Raw genomic sequence first — 15538 nt, 5'->3', positions numbered from 1 at the left:
AGGTGCCTCCTCACGAAAAGTCTCAGGCTTAATTCTAGCATAATTCGTCGTCTGAGACTAACTTCCAGTTTTGGGAGAGAGCTGGAAGTTACTTTGAGAAGTTACGGAAAGAGTTGCCTTCTACACACAATTAATCTAGGTAAAGATATTTTCCCTGATTTCTGATATAATAGAAATATTGACTTCAAGAGTAAGGAAGAGAAGATGAACGCATTATTAAATGGAATGAATGACCGTCAGGCTGAGGCGGTGCAAACGACAGAAGGTCCCTTGTTGATTATGGCGGGGGCTGGTTCTGGAAAGACCCGAGTTTTGACCCACCGCATTGCTTATCTGATTGATGAAAAGCTGGTCAATCCGTGGAATATCTTGGCCATTACCTTTACTAATAAGGCTGCGCGTGAGATGAAGGAGCGTGCTTATAGCCTCAATCCAGCCACTCAGGACTGTCTGATTGCGACCTTCCACTCCATGTGTGTTCGTATTCTGCGTCGCGATGCGGATCATATTGGCTACAACCGAAATTTTACTATTGTTGATCCAGGTGAACAGCGAACACTTATGAAACGTATTCTCAAACAGTTGAACCTGGATCCTAAAAAATGGAATGAACGGAGCATTTTAGGGACTATTTCTAATGCTAAGAATGACCTAATTGATGATGCGGCTTATGCTGCCCAAGCTGGAGATATGTATACACAAATCGTGGCTCAGTGTTATACAGCCTATCAGAAGGAGCTTCGTCAGTCTGAATCCGTTGACTTTGATGATTTGATTATGCTGACCTTACGTCTCTTTGATCAAAATCCTGATGTTTTGACTTATTACCAGCAAAAATTTCAATACATCCACGTTGATGAGTACCAAGATACCAACCATGCCCAGTACCAACTGGTCAAACTCTTAGCTTCACGCTTTAAAAATATCTGTGTGGTTGGGGATGCGGATCAGTCTATCTACGGTTGGCGTGGGGCTGATATGCAGAATATCTTGGACTTCGAAAAGGATTATCCTCAAGCCAAGGTTGTCTTGTTGGAGGAAAATTACCGCTCAACCAAAACCATTCTCCAAGCGGCTAACGAGGTTATTAAAAACAATAAAAATCGTCGTCCTAAAAATCTCTGGACTCAAAATGCTGATGGGGAGCAAATCGTTTACTATCGTGCAAATGATGAGCTGGATGAGGCTGTATTTGTAGCTAGAACCATCGATGAACTTAGTCGCAGTCAAAACTTCCTTCACAAGGATTTTGCAGTTCTCTATCGTACTAATGCGCAGTCTCGTACTATTGAGGAAGCCCTGCTCAAGTCCAATATTCCTTATACAATGGTCGGCGGGACCAAGTTCTACAGCCGTAAGGAAATCCGTGATATTATTGCTTATCTCAACCTCATTGCTAATTTGAGTGACAATATCAGTTTTGAGCGTATTATCAACGAGCCTAAACGTGGAATTGGCCCAGGTACTGTTGAGAAAATCCGTGATTTTGCCAATATGCAAAACATGTCCATGCTAGATGCTTCAGCTAATATCATGTTATCTGGTATCAAGGGTAAAGCAGCCCAGTCAATTTGGGATTTTGCCAATATGGTTCTGGATTTGCGGGAGCAACTGGACCAATTAAGTATCACTGAGTTGGTTGAGGCGGTTCTAGAAAAAACAGGTTATGTCGATATTCTTAATGTCCAAGCGACTCTAGAAAGCAAGGCTCGGGTTGAAAATATCGAAGAGTTCCTCTCTGTGACGAAAAACTTTGATGACACCTCTGATGTGCCCGAAGATGAAACTGGTTTGGACAAACTGAGTCGTTTCTTAAATGACTTGGCCTTGATTGCGGATACAGATTCAGGTAGTCAGGAGACATCAGAAGTGACCTTGATGACCCTGCATGCTGCTAAGGGTCTTGAGTTTCCAGTTGTATTTTTGATTGGTATGGAAGAAAATGTCTTTCCGCTTAGCCGTGCGGCTGAAGATCAAGATGAATTAGAAGAAGAGCGTCGTCTTGCCTATGTAGGTATTACGCGTGCAGAGAAAATTCTCTATCTGACCAATGCCAACTCGCGCCTGCTTTTTGGTCGTACCAACTACAACCGTCCGACCCGATTTATTAACGAAATCAGTTCAGACTTGCTTGAGTATCAAGGTCTGGCTCGTCCTTCAAATTCAAGCTTTAAGGCATCTTATAGCAGTGGTGGGGTTGCCTTCGGTCAAGGTATGAGTTTGGCGCAGGCACTCCAAGACCGTAAACGCAGTGCAGCTCCAAAAACTATCCAGTCAAGCGGTCTCCCATTTGGTCAATTTACAGCTGGTGCAAAATCATCTTCTAATGAGGCAAGTTGGTCCATTGGTGACATTGCCCTCCACAAGAAGTGGGGAGAGGGAACTGTTCTGGAAGTTTCAGGTAACGGAGCTACTCAGGAATTAAAAATCAATTTCCCAGAAGTAGGTTTGAAAAAACTTTTAGCCAGTGTGGCTCCAATTGAGAAAAAAATCTAATTTTCCATCCTTCTCACGAATAATAAAGTGAGGAGGATTTTTATGTACAGTATTTCATTCCAAGAAGATTCACTGCTGCCAAGAGAAAGACTGGCCAAAGAAGGAGTTGAAGCACTCAGTAACCAAGAGTTGCTAGCTATTTTACTCAGGACAGGAACACGTCAAGCTAGCGTTTTTGAAATTGCCCAGAAAGTCTTGAACAATCTTTCAAACCTAACGGATTTGAAAAAAATGACCCTGCAGGAATTGCAGAGTCTATCAGGTATCGGCCGTGTTAAGGCCATAGAGTTACAAGCTATGATTGAACTGGGGCATCGTATTCACAAGAATGAGACCTTTGAGATGGAAAGTATTCTCAGTAGCCAAAAGTTGGCCAAGAAGATGCAGCAGGAATTGGGGGACAAAAAACAAGAGCACCTGGTGGCGCTCTATCTCAATACTCAAAATCAAATCATCCATCAACAGACCATTTTTATCGGTTCTGCAACTCGTAGTATCGCAGAACCACGAGAGATTCTTCACTATGCTATCAAGCATATGGCGACTTCACTCATATTGGTTCACAATCATCCTTCAGGAGCAGTATCGCCTAGCCGAAATGATGATCATGTCACTAAACTTGTCAAAGAAGCCTGTGACCTGATGGGGATTGTCCTCTTGGACCATTTGATTGTCTCACATTCTAGTTACTTTAGTTACCGTGAAAAGACAGATTTAATTTAAAGTTCATTTACGACATAGTCAAAGAGGTTTTTATCTTTGGGACGATTTTCAAATAGAAATTCTGGGTGCCATTGGACACCGAGAAAGGCAACATCATCCGTACTCATGACAGCTTCAATGATACCATCTTTAGGATCATGAGCCGCAATCTTTAAATTTGGTGCTAAATCCTTGATGCTCTGGTGGTGAAAGGAGTTGATATGGGAAATTTCTCCATAGATTTCTCGAAGAACTGTATCAGGTTCTGTCACCAAGCGTTGAGTTGTGTACTCAGCAGAACAATCTTGCCAGTGGTCTTCTATATCTTGATACAGAGTTCCACCCATGGCAACGTTAAAGAGTTGAGTCCCACGACAGACGGAGAAAATAGGCTTTTTCTGGTTAATAGCTTCCTTGATAAGAGCCAGTTCGAAGATATCTCTTTGAAGGTGGTAGTCATCGCTATCAATGGTTTTCGGTTCACCATAGAATTTTGGATCGACATTTTGCCCACCTGTCAAGATGAGCTTGTCAATCAAACTGATATAGTGGCTAGCCATTTCTTGATCACCAATCGGTAGGATGATGGGAATTCCTCCAGCATCTTTAACTCCTTCAACAAAGCCTTTTGCTGCGTAGCTCATCATGATGTCATCATCTGGATGAGTTTTTTCGTTTCCTGTAATCCCTATAACTGGTTTTTTCATAAAATGATTTTCGCTTTCTAATCCTCTTTTCGCATGAAATAGAGGAGGGTTTGGAGTTCACTTGTCAAATCGACATACTGAACGACCACATCTTTTGGTAAATGCAGATGGACTGGTGAAAAACTGAGAATTCCTTTCACGCCAGCATCAACCAAGAGATTGGCAACCTCTTGTGATTTAACGCTAGGAACGGTCAGGATAGCAGTCTTCACATCAGCATCCTTGATTTTATCCTTGATTTGAGAAATCCCGTAAATAGGAATTCCATCAGGAGTTTGGGTTCCGACTTCGGGATGGTCATCTAGGTCAAAGGCCATGATAATCTTCATCTTGTTACGCTCGTGGAAGCGGTAGTGGAGAAGGGCATGGCCCATATTTCCAATACCAACCAGCATGACATTGGTAATAGAGTTATCATTGAGCAAATCGGCAAAAAATGTCATCAGTTTTTTGACATCATATCCAAATCCACGCCGACCTAGTTCACCAAAATAGGAAAAATCACGACGTACGGTCGCTGAATCAATCCCAATGGCCTCTGCAATTTGCTTAGAGTTGGCACGTTCAATCTTTTCTGCATGAAATCTCTTAAAAATTCGATAGTAGAGAGAGAGTCTTTTTGCTGTAGCTTTTGGAATAGCAGACTGTTTATCTTTCACAAAATCACAACCTTTCTATTCTTCTATTTTATAGAAACATTGTGAAAAAATCAACAAAAACAAGAAAAAACTAAGAAAAATCTTAGTTTTAATGTAAAAAATCTGCATGTGATAGAAAACGGTAGAGGTCTCCGACCAGACCTTGGTAAACTTCCTGGCCCTTAAAAGTCAAAGAAGTCACATAAAGTGTATCTGGTAGGGTCACACATCCTGACAGAGCCAGCATGAGAGCCTCATAATCTTCATACTTGAGAGTCCGCTCTACATGATAGTTATCCTTATAGGTCAGTTCAAACATTTTGGCTCTATCTTTCTGATTTTGTAAAGACACCACGTTCTACCAAGCTATCCATGAGGAAGTAGAATTTTTCCTGATGAATGTGGTGGTCTTCTGATTTGAAAATATCAACTAGACGAAGGCCAAACTTGTCAGTGATATTGATTTTAGCCCCTGTAAGTTCCTTGTTAATAATGATTTTGAGTTGGAAGCCTTCACCGCTGTTTGGCACTTTTTCCAAAAGGCGAGTCAATTCATAGTTACCAACCTTTGTCTCAAAAAAAGTGTTGTCTTTGAGGGTGAATTTTTTAACAGAAGGGCTAAGAGTGTAGTCGTAACGACAATTTTTTAACTGAATGGTTTTTTCAAATGCCATATGGCTAACCTCCGATAATTTCTTTTAAGGTTTTTGCGAGGGTTTGTAGGTCTTCAACAGTATTTTCTGGCGACAAACTGATACGAACGGATTCCTTCAAGCGTTCTGAATTTGCCCCATACATAGCTTCAAGAACATGGCTGGATTGAACAATGCCTGCCGTACAGGCTGAGCCAGTAGAGATTGAAATTCCAGCCAAATCTAGACGAAGGAGTAAGAGATCATTTTTCTGGCCAGGAAATCCAATATTGAGAACATAAGGGAGATGATGTTCTCCTCTATTCAAGTAATATTGAATGTCCTCTAGCTCTGCCAGAAAGGCAGTTTCTAAATTTTGTACATGTTGAAAATGTTCTTCTTGTTTTTCTAGGTCTTCTTTTAGGGCTGCAACCATAGCCACTATGGCAGCTAGATTTTCAGTCCCTGCACGTTTTTTCTGTTCTTGGTCTCCGCCATGGAGATAGGAATCAAAGTCCATGCCAGATGCGTAGAGAAAGCCGATTCCCTTAGGACCATGGAATTTATGGGCAGAAGCGGTGAGAAAATCAATGCCCAATTCTTCTGGGTGTATAGGGATTTTTCCGATTGCCTGAACTGCATCGACATGATAGGCAGCAGGGTGTTGCTTGAGTATTTGGCCAATTTCAGCAATGGGCAGTAGGTTTCCTGTCTCATTATTGGCAAACATGGTTGAAACCAAAATCGTATCGCCACGTAAAGCTTTTTGAATTTGTTGGGCTGTGATTTCTTGATTTTCTGGCTGGATAATGGTTGCTTCAAAACCGAAGTGTTGAACTAAGTAATCAATGGTTTCAAGGACGGCATGGTGCTCAATGGCAGTTGTGATGATATGTTTTCCTTGCTCTTGGTGACGAAGGCAGTACCCAATGATAGCAGTATTGTTGCCTTCAGTCCCACCAGAAGTGAAAAAGATATGTTGAGGTTTTGTCCCTAGTAACTGAGCTAGTTCCTGACGGGCTTCTCGCAAGAGTTTGCCAGCTTGACGACCATGACCATGAATACTAGAAGGGTTTCCATGGGTTTCTTGCATCACCTTGGTCATAGCTGAAATAGCAACTGCTGACATAGGAGTCGTTGCAGCATTGTCCAAATAAATCAAAGAATCACCTTATTTCTTTTTGTTGTAGGCAAAGAGTGGGCTGACTGGTTTTCTTTCGTGGATACGGACGATAGCATCACCAATTAACTCACTAGCAGTGATGTAGCATACGTTTTTAGGAGTTTTTTCTTTTGTTGCTACTGAATCAGTCACAAGAATTTCCTTAATATTAGTATTGTCAAGAAGTTCAGCAGCTCCTTCGACGAAGAGGCCATGGCTAGAAACAGCATAAATTTCTGTAGCCCCTTCACGTTCAACGATTTTAGCAGCTTCAGAGAAGGTACGTCCAGTATTTAAAATATCGTCAATCAAGATAGCTTTTTTACCTTCAACATCACCGATGATATAACCTTCGTTGCGAGTTGCATCGTCTTGAGGGTAGTCGATAATGGCGATAGGAGCATCAAGATACTCAGCCAAGCTACGAGCACGTTTCACACCTGAATTTTTAGGGCTAACGACAACAACATCTGAGCCAAGGAGCCCCTTATCGCAGTAATGTTTTGCAAATAGAGGAACTGTATAGAGGTTGTCAACAGGAATATCAAAGAAGCCTTGCACCTGAACAGCATGCAAATCAAGCGTAAGAACACGGTCAACACCAGCTTTAACCAGCATATTAGCAACTAGTTTAGCTGTAAGTGGCTCACGTGGTGAAGCGATACGGTCTTGACGTGCATAGCCAAAATATGGAAGGACAACGTTGATACTGTGGGCACTTGCGCGCACACAGGCGTCGACCATTATTAACAATTCCATTAAGTGGTTGTTAACAGGGAAACTTGTTGATTGGATGATGTAAACATCATAACCACGGACACTTTCTTCGATATTCACTTGGATTTCTCCGTCTGAAAATTGACGTGATGATAGTTTTCCAAGTGGGACACCAACAGCTTGTGCAATTTTCTGTGCAATCTCTTGGTTAGAGTTGAGTGCGAAAAGTTTCATGTTTTTTCTATCTGACATTATAGACCGTCCTCTGTAAACTTTTTAAATCCTAGCCATATCTGCCTAGCCTATATGAACTGGGATTTTTGTATTTTATCTTTTCTATTTTACCAAAAAATGGAGATTATTTCAGCTATTTTTCATGCTTTTGACAAATCGTACCAATTTTGAAGGGGCTTTTTGGTAGGAAATATGATTTTTCTCTAAAAATTGTTGGAAATCCTGTTTGCCGTGCTCATGATTTTCAACTTCAAGCTCTAATTCGTAATCTGTAATATCAAAGTACTGACTCTCATCCAGTGCCATGAGACCAATAGCTGTTTGCATTTCATAGCGAAGCGTTGTTAGACAACCGAGCACCTGCCATTCACTAGTTTTAATACCATGTTTCGCCAATTCATCCAGTACTAGCCCTTGAGGAAGTTCTTTCTTGCTCAGATAGTTTTCAGCATCTTTTAGTTGCAATTTTTGGTTGTATTCCATGTTTCCAACACTTTGCGGGACTTTGAGTGTCAATTCTGCCCAGTCTTCAAAGGTTCGAATGCGCATAGCAACTTTCTCTTCTCGCAGTTCAAAATCAAGCGTGTCCATGTAGTAATTTTTTTGAAGAACAGGAGTGACACCTGTGAACTGTTCTTTTAGATGATTATATTCATCTTTTTTCAAGAGTGTTTTCAATTCAATTTCTAAATGTTTCATTTTTCTTACCTTTTCTTTATCGTTGAAAGCGGATTTATGGTATAAACTGCTCACGGTTTCCTATATCCTTGAAATCATTGGTTTTATAGTATATATCTAAAAGTGAATACGAGATTGAATACGACTTTACTTTTGGCTTGAACGGATAAAAGTCATGAGCTGATCCACGATTTCAACACGTTGATTGTCATTGATGTGGGTATACATATCAAGAGTGGTTTGAACATTATTGTGACCTAATCTATCTGAAATGATTTTTGCTGTAACACCAGCTTCAAAGAGAAGAGAAGCATGTGTGTGTCTGAACCCGTGAGGAGTAATTTTCTTGATATCATTGTGTTCACAAAAGAACCTTCTAAGTCTCTCTTTCACAGCTGAAGGAGAAATCCAAGCTCCAAAACTATTCGTAAAAATATAATTCGAATCATTTTTGTAAGGCACACCAGACTTAAAATATTCTTTTATCTGCTGACGTTTCCAGATTTTTAATACATTCAGAGTTTCATCATCTAAAGTGATAACTCTCTTACTCATTTTGGTTTTAGGGTCCTGAACAGTTTGTTTTTTATTCACAACGACAGCTGTCCGAGAAATGCTTAACCGTTTATTTTCAAAGTCAACATCTGACCACATGAGCCCAAGTGCCTCACCACATCTCAAACCAGTAAAAGCTAGTAAGTGATAAAAGGTATACTCTACAGGCTTACAATCCACTTTGCAAATTTTAAGAAACTCTGTTAGTTCCTTTTTTGTATAGTAGTTTTCTTTGCCCTTTAATGGCCTATTTTTAGGCTTGATAATCTTATCTAAGGGATTTGACTTAATGATGTCAATAGAAGTGGCATACTTGAAAATACGGCTGATGACAGAGTAGTAATTGGCATAGAGGATATAGCGATTGCTTAACTGGATAGCAACCTTCTGACAATAAGCTACACTGATCTGCTGGATTTTCATATCTGTAAAATACAAGTCAATCATAACATCAAGTTTTTTCTTAACGTTCTGATAGGTTGTTGGTTTTACAGTGCTCTTATAGCTATCAAGCCATAATTCAGCGACTTCAGCGAAAGTAGGATTCTGGAAATCTTCATTGTTTGGAAAACCATTCTCTTCAACATCTAAGAGAAGGTCACGTTCGGCAGCTTTTGCCTCTTTAATGGTTTTAAAACCACGTCTTGTGGTGCGTTTTTCTTTTCCAGTAGCAGGGTCTATGCCCAGATATGTTTGAAAGAGATATCTAGTTTCTCCTTTTTTTGTAATATATTTTTTTATCATAAAAAAGTCCTTTCTTTTCGATTGCTTGCCCGCATAGTTGAAAAGGTGTAGAACTTATGATAAACTATAGTTGTATTTTTTTATCATCCTTTCCATTGCTTGCTTGATGGAAAGTTAAATCCTCACACTCAAAGTTTGGCGATGGCGAGTGTGGGGATTTTTTTATTTCAGTATTTTCATCTCTCCTTTATACTCTTGAGATATTTGAGTTTTATCAGAGTCCGAGGCATAAACAAGTAGTTGAGGTGTATCTTTTTTTACGTCAACATTGTAACCTTTTTCTTGAGCCCACTTTTCAAAGATAGTATTTTTAGCTTTCAAAAATTCATTTGAAATATAAATTTTACGGCTAGGGCTTTCATTTTTCCAGCTTTCTCCAATTCGCACTGAAATGTATTTATCGTCGCCCCCAGGAACAAAATTAACCTTTTCCCCTTTGTCAATAATTTCAGCGTTGTCTTTAAAGTATAAAGCGAAATCTTCGCCTAAATCTTTAGTCATTTTAAATTTCTGTTCAACCGTTGTTGAGGATGTTTTTTCAGCTTTGGTTTCAGTATTTTTAGATGGGTTCTTTGAAATACTATTTATAACACCGATAGCTAAGAAAGCTATTAGCACCCAGAACCATACTCTTTTATAAATTGGCTTAGAATTTTTTCTTTTGTTCATGTTTTTTCTCCTTTTAATTTTCTATTGGCATGAAGTTTCCGACTATTTTTCCAATGATTCTTGGATCTTCTTCAAATGGTGCGAATTTATCTTTATATTTGTTATTGATAGAGACGAGTCTAAGACCGTCTTTTTCTCTATAAACTTTTTTAATGTAAGTTTGGCCATCCCACTCAACTGCATAAACAGCACCATCATAGTCAAATCCTGTTTCTTTGATAAGAACGACCTCTCCATTCATATACTTAGGCTCCATGGAATCTCCGAAAACCCAAGAAGCAAAATCGTGGTCTAGGTCTTTGCCGTAAAAAACAGTGTCATAGTTCCCATCGTTGAAGTATGAGAATCCAGTACCAGCTGAAAGTTTTTCAAAAACACGGTATTCAAAAAGCTTTTCCTCAATTGTGATTACTTTATTATTTTGCTCTTTCAATTGTTCGTTAGCGTAGTTAAGAACCTTTTGTTTTCTCGGAGTTGATAGCTTGACAACCTTTTCAGTAATTTTGTGAACTAACGGGGAGGTTGGGATTTTCAATTCTTGTTGATTGTCTTCCCATCCCATCAAGTCTCCAGGTGATACATTTAATTTGTCAGCGATTTTTTTTAATACTTCAGGTCCAACCTTTTCAATATCTCCTTTTTCGTACCTAAAAATAGTAGAACGAGAGACACCTACACTTTCTGCAAGCTCGTCCGCAGACATTTTCAACGCTTTTCGACGTTGTTTTATTCTTTCTCCGACATTCATTTTTTTACCCCTTATTATATATTACACAATAATTTTACAACATTAGTCGCAAAAATGCAATATAAAAAGTTTCAAAAATGCGATTTTCTTGTTGACATTTCCTTTTTTATCAGTTATACTTAAAACAATAAGTCGCGCAAATGCGACAAACAGAAAGGAGAAGATATGGTAAATGTATCGAAATTAAAAGGAAAAATTATCGAACGCAATACTACTCAAGAGGCTTTAGCAAAAGATATTGGGATTGATAAGAGTACGTTCTATAGAAAAATGAAACAAAATGGTAGTTTCTCTATACAAGAAGTAAACTTGATTGTTTCTTCCCTCGGTCTTTCAAAAGACGAAGCTTTATCTATTTTTTTTAGTGAAACAGTCGCATAAGTGCGACAAATTGAAGAAAGGAACACTATGAACGAACTAGAAAGAACAGCCCTCAATGAAGTGTTGAGGACCGTTAGACTTATAAATGAAAAACTCGCTGAGATTGGGGAACTTCAAATTCAACAAGAGCTAGCTATTTCTTATCTTCGGGGAATAATGGACGGTTCTGTATCCGATTGATTATCTCTTAAGTAAATGACTGATTGTCGATTTGCAATGGTTTAAAATCAAAATCATGCGTGTGTACGAGAGGAGAATAAGACTGTTGCTTTTCTAACAGATTTAGTATCTTGTTTAGCTTTTTGGTCAAATTGTCATTGAGATCGTCAAGTGTAAGATTTCTTTCAGCACGATTCTCAGGCATTTCAAAGTTTTTAAAACTTTGTATTTTAGCTTTTAAATTCTCTTTAGATTCTTCGATTTTTGCTACATCCGTATCATAGAAAACGGTACGAGTCGTAATAACATCGAAAGGAAGTCTTTCTCCCACTTTTATAATTGGCACAAGAGGAAGTTCAAGAGCTTGTCTGAAACCTAATTCGTAAAATGCGTTGGGATTATGCTCTGTCATATCTGCTACAACCATAGGGGCAGTTTTGAGATAGTTTATAACAGTTTCGTTGATGTTATCAACTGCGTTGACATGGTCAACACGAACAGGTTTATAACCAAGTTCTTCACAAACAGGAGCAATAAGATATCTATATACGTTGTCAGCTCGTTCTCTGGTAGGTGTTCCAGATTCACCGATAGCAGTTACAATAAAACAAATTTTTTCAGTCATATTTTCTCTCCAATCGTTTTTATTTCATTATACCAAATTTAGAAAGGAACTTTATGAACGAAATTTTTAATTTTCACGGGCAGGAAGTCCGTACTTTGACAATTAATGACGAGCCTTGGTTTGTCGGGAAGGATGTAGCGGATATCTTAGGATATGCTAAACCTCTGGACGCAATTTCTAGGCACGTTGATGAAGATGACTCCGTGAAATACGGACTCACAGACAATCTGGGACGAACACAAAATACTATTATCATCAACGAATCTGGTCTCTACTCTCTCATCTTATCCAGCAAGTTGCCTCAAGCTAAAGAGTTCAAGCGCTGGGTGACATCAGAGGTCTTGCCAGCTATTCGTAAACAGGGCGGATTTATCCGTGAGGACTTGGACGAAGATGCTTTTATTGCTCTATTCACTGGACAAAAGAAATTGCGTGAGCAACAGGCGACCATGTTGGAAGACATTGACTATCTGAAGAGTGAGCAACCGATTCATCCAAGCTATGCTCAATCGCTACTGAAGAAGCGCAAGGCTCGAGTAGTTGCTTGCCTTGGTGGTATCGATAGTCCAGCTTATGCGGATAAGAATTTTGCTCAGTCAGTCTTTAGACAAGCTGAGATTGATTTCAAGGATCATTTTAATATCAGTCGCTATGACTTGTTACCGAAGAAGTTTGCAGAAGCTGCTCTTGCTTACTGGATGACGTGGGAGCCAAGCACCAATACCAAGATGAAGATTATGGAACTGAACGCATTTAGTCAAGCGTAGGGGTAGGCATGGAAGATAAAATCATCGAACTTGCTGATTACTTCATCAGCGAATCCACAACGTACAGAGAAGCTATTTAGACAAGTAAGCCATGAGATTGAACTCAGGGCTATGGAAAGTAAAACAGTTTGACAACAACGCAAAAAAAGCACCTAACGAAGTCAGGCGCATACTTAAATAATTAAAACCATTATATCACAAAAATGCTTGCCCGCATAGTTGAGAGGATGTAGAAAATGGAAGGTATAACGTTACAATTACGATTGGACGGCGAAAGTGCTGAATTGTTCACGAATCAATTATTGGCTTTTGCTGAAAAGCAGGTCAAGGCGCAGTTAGAGAATGATCGCATGCCAATCAATCAACAAGCTTTGATGAAGAAGTTTGGCTTCACTCATGGCTATATTAAGAAGCTAGAACGTAAAGGCTTAAGGTTTCGTAAGCAAGGGAAAGATATTATGTACGATGTCAATGATGTTTATGAGATTTTGGAATTAGAAAAAGAAGTACGAAAATTAAGAGCATAAGGAGATAAAAATGTTTGAACCACCGATTTTAAATCAATTAATGGGAGTAGGAGGCTTGCTGATTGGATTTGCAGCGGCTTGCCGTCATATCAAATTGCGAGAACAACGCGAGGAAGAAGAGAGACGAGAAGAGCAAGAATTTGCGTCTATGATTATCCAAGGCTATAACCATGCATACGAACGTGGTAGAGAGGACAAATGGCAAGAAATTCGCAAGAATATTCGGCGAGAGTTTAAAGGCTTCACCTACGACAACGAACCGCCTGTAGGTTTACGCCCTGAACCTCTGGCATTGCCAGAGCCTAAAAGGCACACCTTGAAGTGAGGAGGGCAGGAAATGGAAGAATTGATTGAATGGCTGTTGTGGCATGAAAGAGTGAATAAAGAAATGTTATCGTCTGATGAAGAAAAGTCTGACTTTGAAATATATTTAGAGGACGAGAACAGGAAAATTTCACTTATCAAAGAATACCTAACCGACTATGAAAAACTAGCCAAGGACTACCGTGATGTGGTCTCTGAAAATAAGCTGTTAAAGGTTGAGAAAATGGCGCTAGAAGGCAGACACATCTATGAGGATATGCGAATGAAGTACCGTGCGAATCGTAGGAAATGGGGGGCAAAGACTTAGTGTGGATTGGAGGAGTATATGTCTGATAATAAAAAATATTATTACTTAAAATTGCGAGACAATTTTTTTGATAATGACGATATAGCAATCCTTGAAAGCATGCCAGACGGGATACTTTATTCTAACATTCTACTAAAACTTTATCTTAGAAGCCTTAAAAACAATGGTAAATTAATGTTTAATGACCGCATACCTTATAATGCACAGATGCTATCAACGATTACTAGGCAACCAGTTGCAGTTGTAGAAAAGTCAGTCGGAATATTTAAAGAGATGGGATTGATTGAGGTTTTGGATAACGGGGCCATCTACATGCTTGATATCCAAAATTTTATTGGTTCATCAAATACTGAAGCTGATAGAAAGCGTGAATATAGACGAAAAATCGCTTTAGAAAAAGGTCAAAAACTTTTGGGACATTCGTCCGGACATTTGTCGGACGAACAGGCACCAGAGATAGAGATAGAGAATAGAGATATAAAAGAGAATAGAGATATAAAAGAGATAGATTCTGCAAAGGACAATTCTCCTGCTGCTATTGCTGAATATTATCAATCTCGTGTCGGAGTGCTTGATGGGAAACAATTTGAACAACTACTTGACTACATTAGATTTGACCATATGGAGTATGAATTGGTAAAACTTGCGATTGACAAGGCTGCTGATAATTCAAAACGAAGTTTTGGATATGTAAATAGTATTTTGAAGAATTGGGCGCAAAATGGTATCAAAACTACTGTACAACAAGAAGAAGAGCAATCAAACTTTAACAAGTCAAGAGGATTTACTACTTCTCGTGGAAATCAATCAGAACAGGGGGCAAAGGAAGAATGGGGGTTTTAGAACTTATCAAGCAATTTGAAGAGGAATTTTATCCGTTAAGCTACGAAAAGAAAACTCTTTTAGCGAACCAGCCAATTCATCAAGTGGTTGCTTGCTTGTCTGAAATGGCTAGCTGGCAGGAATGCGGAGGTCGGCTAGTATGGTAGAGAATGTGTTTGAGGAAATCGCCTTATCTTATCGTAGGAATACAGAACAACAGGAAGAGCTTTGCGAAAAACATAACATTCCTTTGATAAAGATATTGAGGACTGAGAGTGTTGTGTGCCGTATGTGTGAATCTGAGCGGATCCATGAGGAGAATCAAGTAAGAGTGAATGAACTGGCCGACGCTGAGAATGAACGAGAGAGGAAATACTATCTTGAGAAGTTTTCTCTTTATGATGAGGTTTTGAAAAATGCTACTTTGGACAATTTTGAGACACCCACTGAAAAAGAAGCGGAAAAGCTAGCTTTTGCAAAGAGGATTTGTCGTGAGTGGTCTGATGGTGCTAGGAACAACATCGTGTTGCAAGGAGAAGCTGGAACGGGTAAGAGTCATTTGGCCTTTGCGATGATTAAAGCTTTATCTGAGTACACGAAAGAGATTGCTATTTTCATCAACGTGACGGACTTGCTGATGAAGATTAAAGCTGATTTTAGTCAGGAAGAGTTTCTGGTCAATAAAATTGCGAGTGCTAAGTTCTTGGTTTTGGATGATTTGGGCATGGAAAAGGATAGCGAATGGTCGTTTACTATTCTCTACAATATCCTGAATAAGCGTGCAAATACAATCATTACCACGAATTTGACTTCTGCTGATATTCAGAAAAGATATGGCAGACCTTTCATGTCCAGACTAATGAAGGGTGTGGATAAAGACCATTTGATGGTTTTCAACGACTTGACAAACAAGCGAAAGCAATATTTTTAAAACGGAGGTGGCT

The 15538-nt window shown here is 39.3% G+C and carries 22 protein-coding genes; 11 read left to right on the top strand and 11 right to left on the bottom strand.

Features of this window, described 5'->3' with window-relative positions; translation table 11 throughout:
• Window positions 1–204 precede the first annotated feature (204 nt).
• Both pcrA and radC read left to right on the top strand, forming a co-directional pair.
• The gene (pcrA, locus tag QS39_RS08270; protein WP_077805210.1) at window positions 205–2496 is read left to right on the top strand and encodes a DNA helicase PcrA; all 2292 of its coding nucleotides are present in this window, start codon (window positions 205–207) and stop codon (window positions 2494–2496) included.
• 42 nt (window positions 2497–2538) lie between these two features.
• Window positions 2539–3219, top strand: coding sequence for a RadC family protein (radC, locus tag QS39_RS08265; protein WP_077805209.1), 681 nt, complete (start codon window positions 2539–2541; stop codon window positions 3217–3219).
• Here radC and QS39_RS08260 read toward each other — a convergent pair.
• From QS39_RS08260 to QS39_RS08215, 10 genes are all read right to left on the bottom strand, one after another.
• Window positions 3216–3905 (bottom strand): gamma-glutamyl-gamma-aminobutyrate hydrolase family protein, encoded by a 690-nt coding sequence (locus QS39_RS08260; RefSeq protein WP_049487231.1) that lies wholly within the window; start codon window positions 3903–3905, stop codon window positions 3216–3218. The genes radC and QS39_RS08260 overlap by 4 nt on opposite strands.
• Before the next feature lie 17 nt (window positions 3906–3922).
• A complete protein-coding gene (locus QS39_RS08255; protein WP_000653417.1) occupies window positions 3923–4564 on the bottom strand; it encodes a redox-sensing transcriptional repressor Rex in 642 nt (213 codons plus the stop codon).
• Window positions 4565–4652: 88 nt separating this feature from the next.
• On the bottom strand, window positions 4653–4862 hold the full coding sequence (locus QS39_RS08250; RefSeq protein ID WP_004254203.1) for a DUF4649 family protein: 210 nt from the start codon (window positions 4860–4862) through the stop codon (window positions 4653–4655).
• 7 nt (window positions 4863–4869) lie between these two features.
• Complete coding sequence (locus QS39_RS08245; protein WP_000863540.1) at window positions 4870–5217, bottom strand: DUF1831 domain-containing protein; 348 nt, start codon at window positions 5215–5217, stop codon at window positions 4870–4872.
• A gap of 4 nt (window positions 5218–5221) precedes the next feature.
• Window positions 5222–6337 (bottom strand): cysteine desulfurase family protein, encoded by a 1116-nt coding sequence (locus QS39_RS08240; RefSeq protein ID WP_000639650.1) that lies wholly within the window; start codon window positions 6335–6337, stop codon window positions 5222–5224.
• 9 nt (window positions 6338–6346) lie between these two features.
• Complete coding sequence (locus QS39_RS08235; RefSeq protein WP_001283823.1) at window positions 6347–7306, bottom strand: ribose-phosphate diphosphokinase; 960 nt, start codon at window positions 7304–7306, stop codon at window positions 6347–6349.
• A 111-nt stretch (window positions 7307–7417) separates the two neighbouring features.
• On the bottom strand, window positions 7418–7987 hold the full coding sequence (locus QS39_RS08230; protein ID WP_077805207.1) for a CYTH domain-containing protein: 570 nt from the start codon (window positions 7985–7987) through the stop codon (window positions 7418–7420).
• Window positions 7988–8113: 126 nt separating this feature from the next.
• Complete coding sequence (locus QS39_RS08225; protein ID WP_077805206.1) at window positions 8114–9265, bottom strand: site-specific integrase; 1152 nt, start codon at window positions 9263–9265, stop codon at window positions 8114–8116.
• A gap of 162 nt (window positions 9266–9427) precedes the next feature.
• Window positions 9428–9934 (bottom strand): hypothetical protein, encoded by a 507-nt coding sequence (locus QS39_RS08220; protein WP_077805205.1) that lies wholly within the window; start codon window positions 9932–9934, stop codon window positions 9428–9430.
• Window positions 9935–9947: 13 nt separating this feature from the next.
• Complete coding sequence (locus QS39_RS08215) at window positions 9948–10682, bottom strand: XRE family transcriptional regulator (RefSeq protein WP_077805204.1); 735 nt, start codon at window positions 10680–10682, stop codon at window positions 9948–9950.
• Window positions 10683–10847: 165 nt separating this feature from the next.
• On the opposite strand from QS39_RS08215, the gene QS39_RS08210 reads away from it, so the two are divergent.
• Window positions 10848–11063, top strand: a complete 216-nt coding sequence (locus tag QS39_RS08210) for a helix-turn-helix domain-containing protein (RefSeq protein WP_000248658.1) — start codon at window positions 10848–10850, stop codon at window positions 11061–11063.
• A 27-nt stretch (window positions 11064–11090) separates the two neighbouring features.
• Window positions 11091–11243, top strand: a complete 153-nt coding sequence (locus QS39_RS11065; RefSeq protein ID WP_180375023.1) for a hypothetical protein — start codon at window positions 11091–11093, stop codon at window positions 11241–11243.
• Window positions 11244–11250: 7 nt separating this feature from the next.
• Here the strand turns inward: QS39_RS11065 and QS39_RS08205 are convergent, their stop codons facing one another.
• Complete coding sequence (locus QS39_RS08205; RefSeq protein ID WP_077805203.1) at window positions 11251–11847, bottom strand: hypothetical protein; 597 nt, start codon at window positions 11845–11847, stop codon at window positions 11251–11253.
• Window positions 11848–11900: 53 nt separating this feature from the next.
• Between QS39_RS08205 and QS39_RS08200 the strand changes: the two genes are divergently transcribed.
• The 7 genes from QS39_RS08200 to QS39_RS08175 all read left to right on the top strand — a co-directional run bounded on the left by QS39_RS08200 (window position 11901) and on the right by QS39_RS08175 (window position 15525).
• Window positions 11901–12614, top strand: a complete 714-nt coding sequence (locus tag QS39_RS08200; RefSeq protein ID WP_077805202.1) for an ORF6C domain-containing protein — start codon at window positions 11901–11903, stop codon at window positions 12612–12614.
• 236 nt (window positions 12615–12850) lie between these two features.
• Window positions 12851–13141: a hypothetical protein gene (locus tag QS39_RS08195; protein WP_049515393.1), complete on the top strand. Its 291-nt coding sequence runs from the start codon at window positions 12851–12853 to the stop codon at window positions 13139–13141.
• Window positions 13142–13151: 10 nt separating this feature from the next.
• Window positions 13152–13466 carry a hypothetical protein gene (locus tag QS39_RS08190; protein WP_077805201.1) on the top strand — a complete coding sequence of 105 codons (315 nt, stop codon included), beginning with the start codon at window positions 13152–13154 and terminating at the stop codon, window positions 13464–13466.
• 12 nt (window positions 13467–13478) lie between these two features.
• Complete coding sequence (locus QS39_RS08185) at window positions 13479–13772, top strand: hypothetical protein (protein WP_077805200.1); 294 nt, start codon at window positions 13479–13481, stop codon at window positions 13770–13772.
• 18 nt (window positions 13773–13790) lie between these two features.
• Window positions 13791–14615: a phage replisome organizer N-terminal domain-containing protein gene (locus QS39_RS08180; protein WP_061641143.1), complete on the top strand. Its 825-nt coding sequence runs from the start codon at window positions 13791–13793 to the stop codon at window positions 14613–14615.
• A complete protein-coding gene (locus QS39_RS11185) occupies window positions 14603–14761 on the top strand; it encodes a hypothetical protein (RefSeq protein ID WP_219335918.1) in 159 nt (52 codons plus the stop codon). The genes QS39_RS08180 and QS39_RS11185 overlap by 13 nt, the downstream gene beginning before the upstream one ends.
• Entirely contained in the window at window positions 14755–15525 is a 771-nt protein-coding gene (locus QS39_RS08175; RefSeq protein ID WP_077805199.1) for an ATP-binding protein, read from the top strand. Before QS39_RS11185 ends, QS39_RS08175 begins: the two co-directional genes overlap by 7 nt.
• Window positions 15526–15538: the final 13 nt, after the last annotated feature.

This window comes from Streptococcus mitis, from assembly GCF_002005545.1.
GTDB classification, from domain to species: Bacteria; Bacillota; Bacilli; order Lactobacillales; family Streptococcaceae; genus Streptococcus; species Streptococcus mitis_I.
This window is presented reverse-complemented; position numbering and strand designations above follow the sequence as displayed.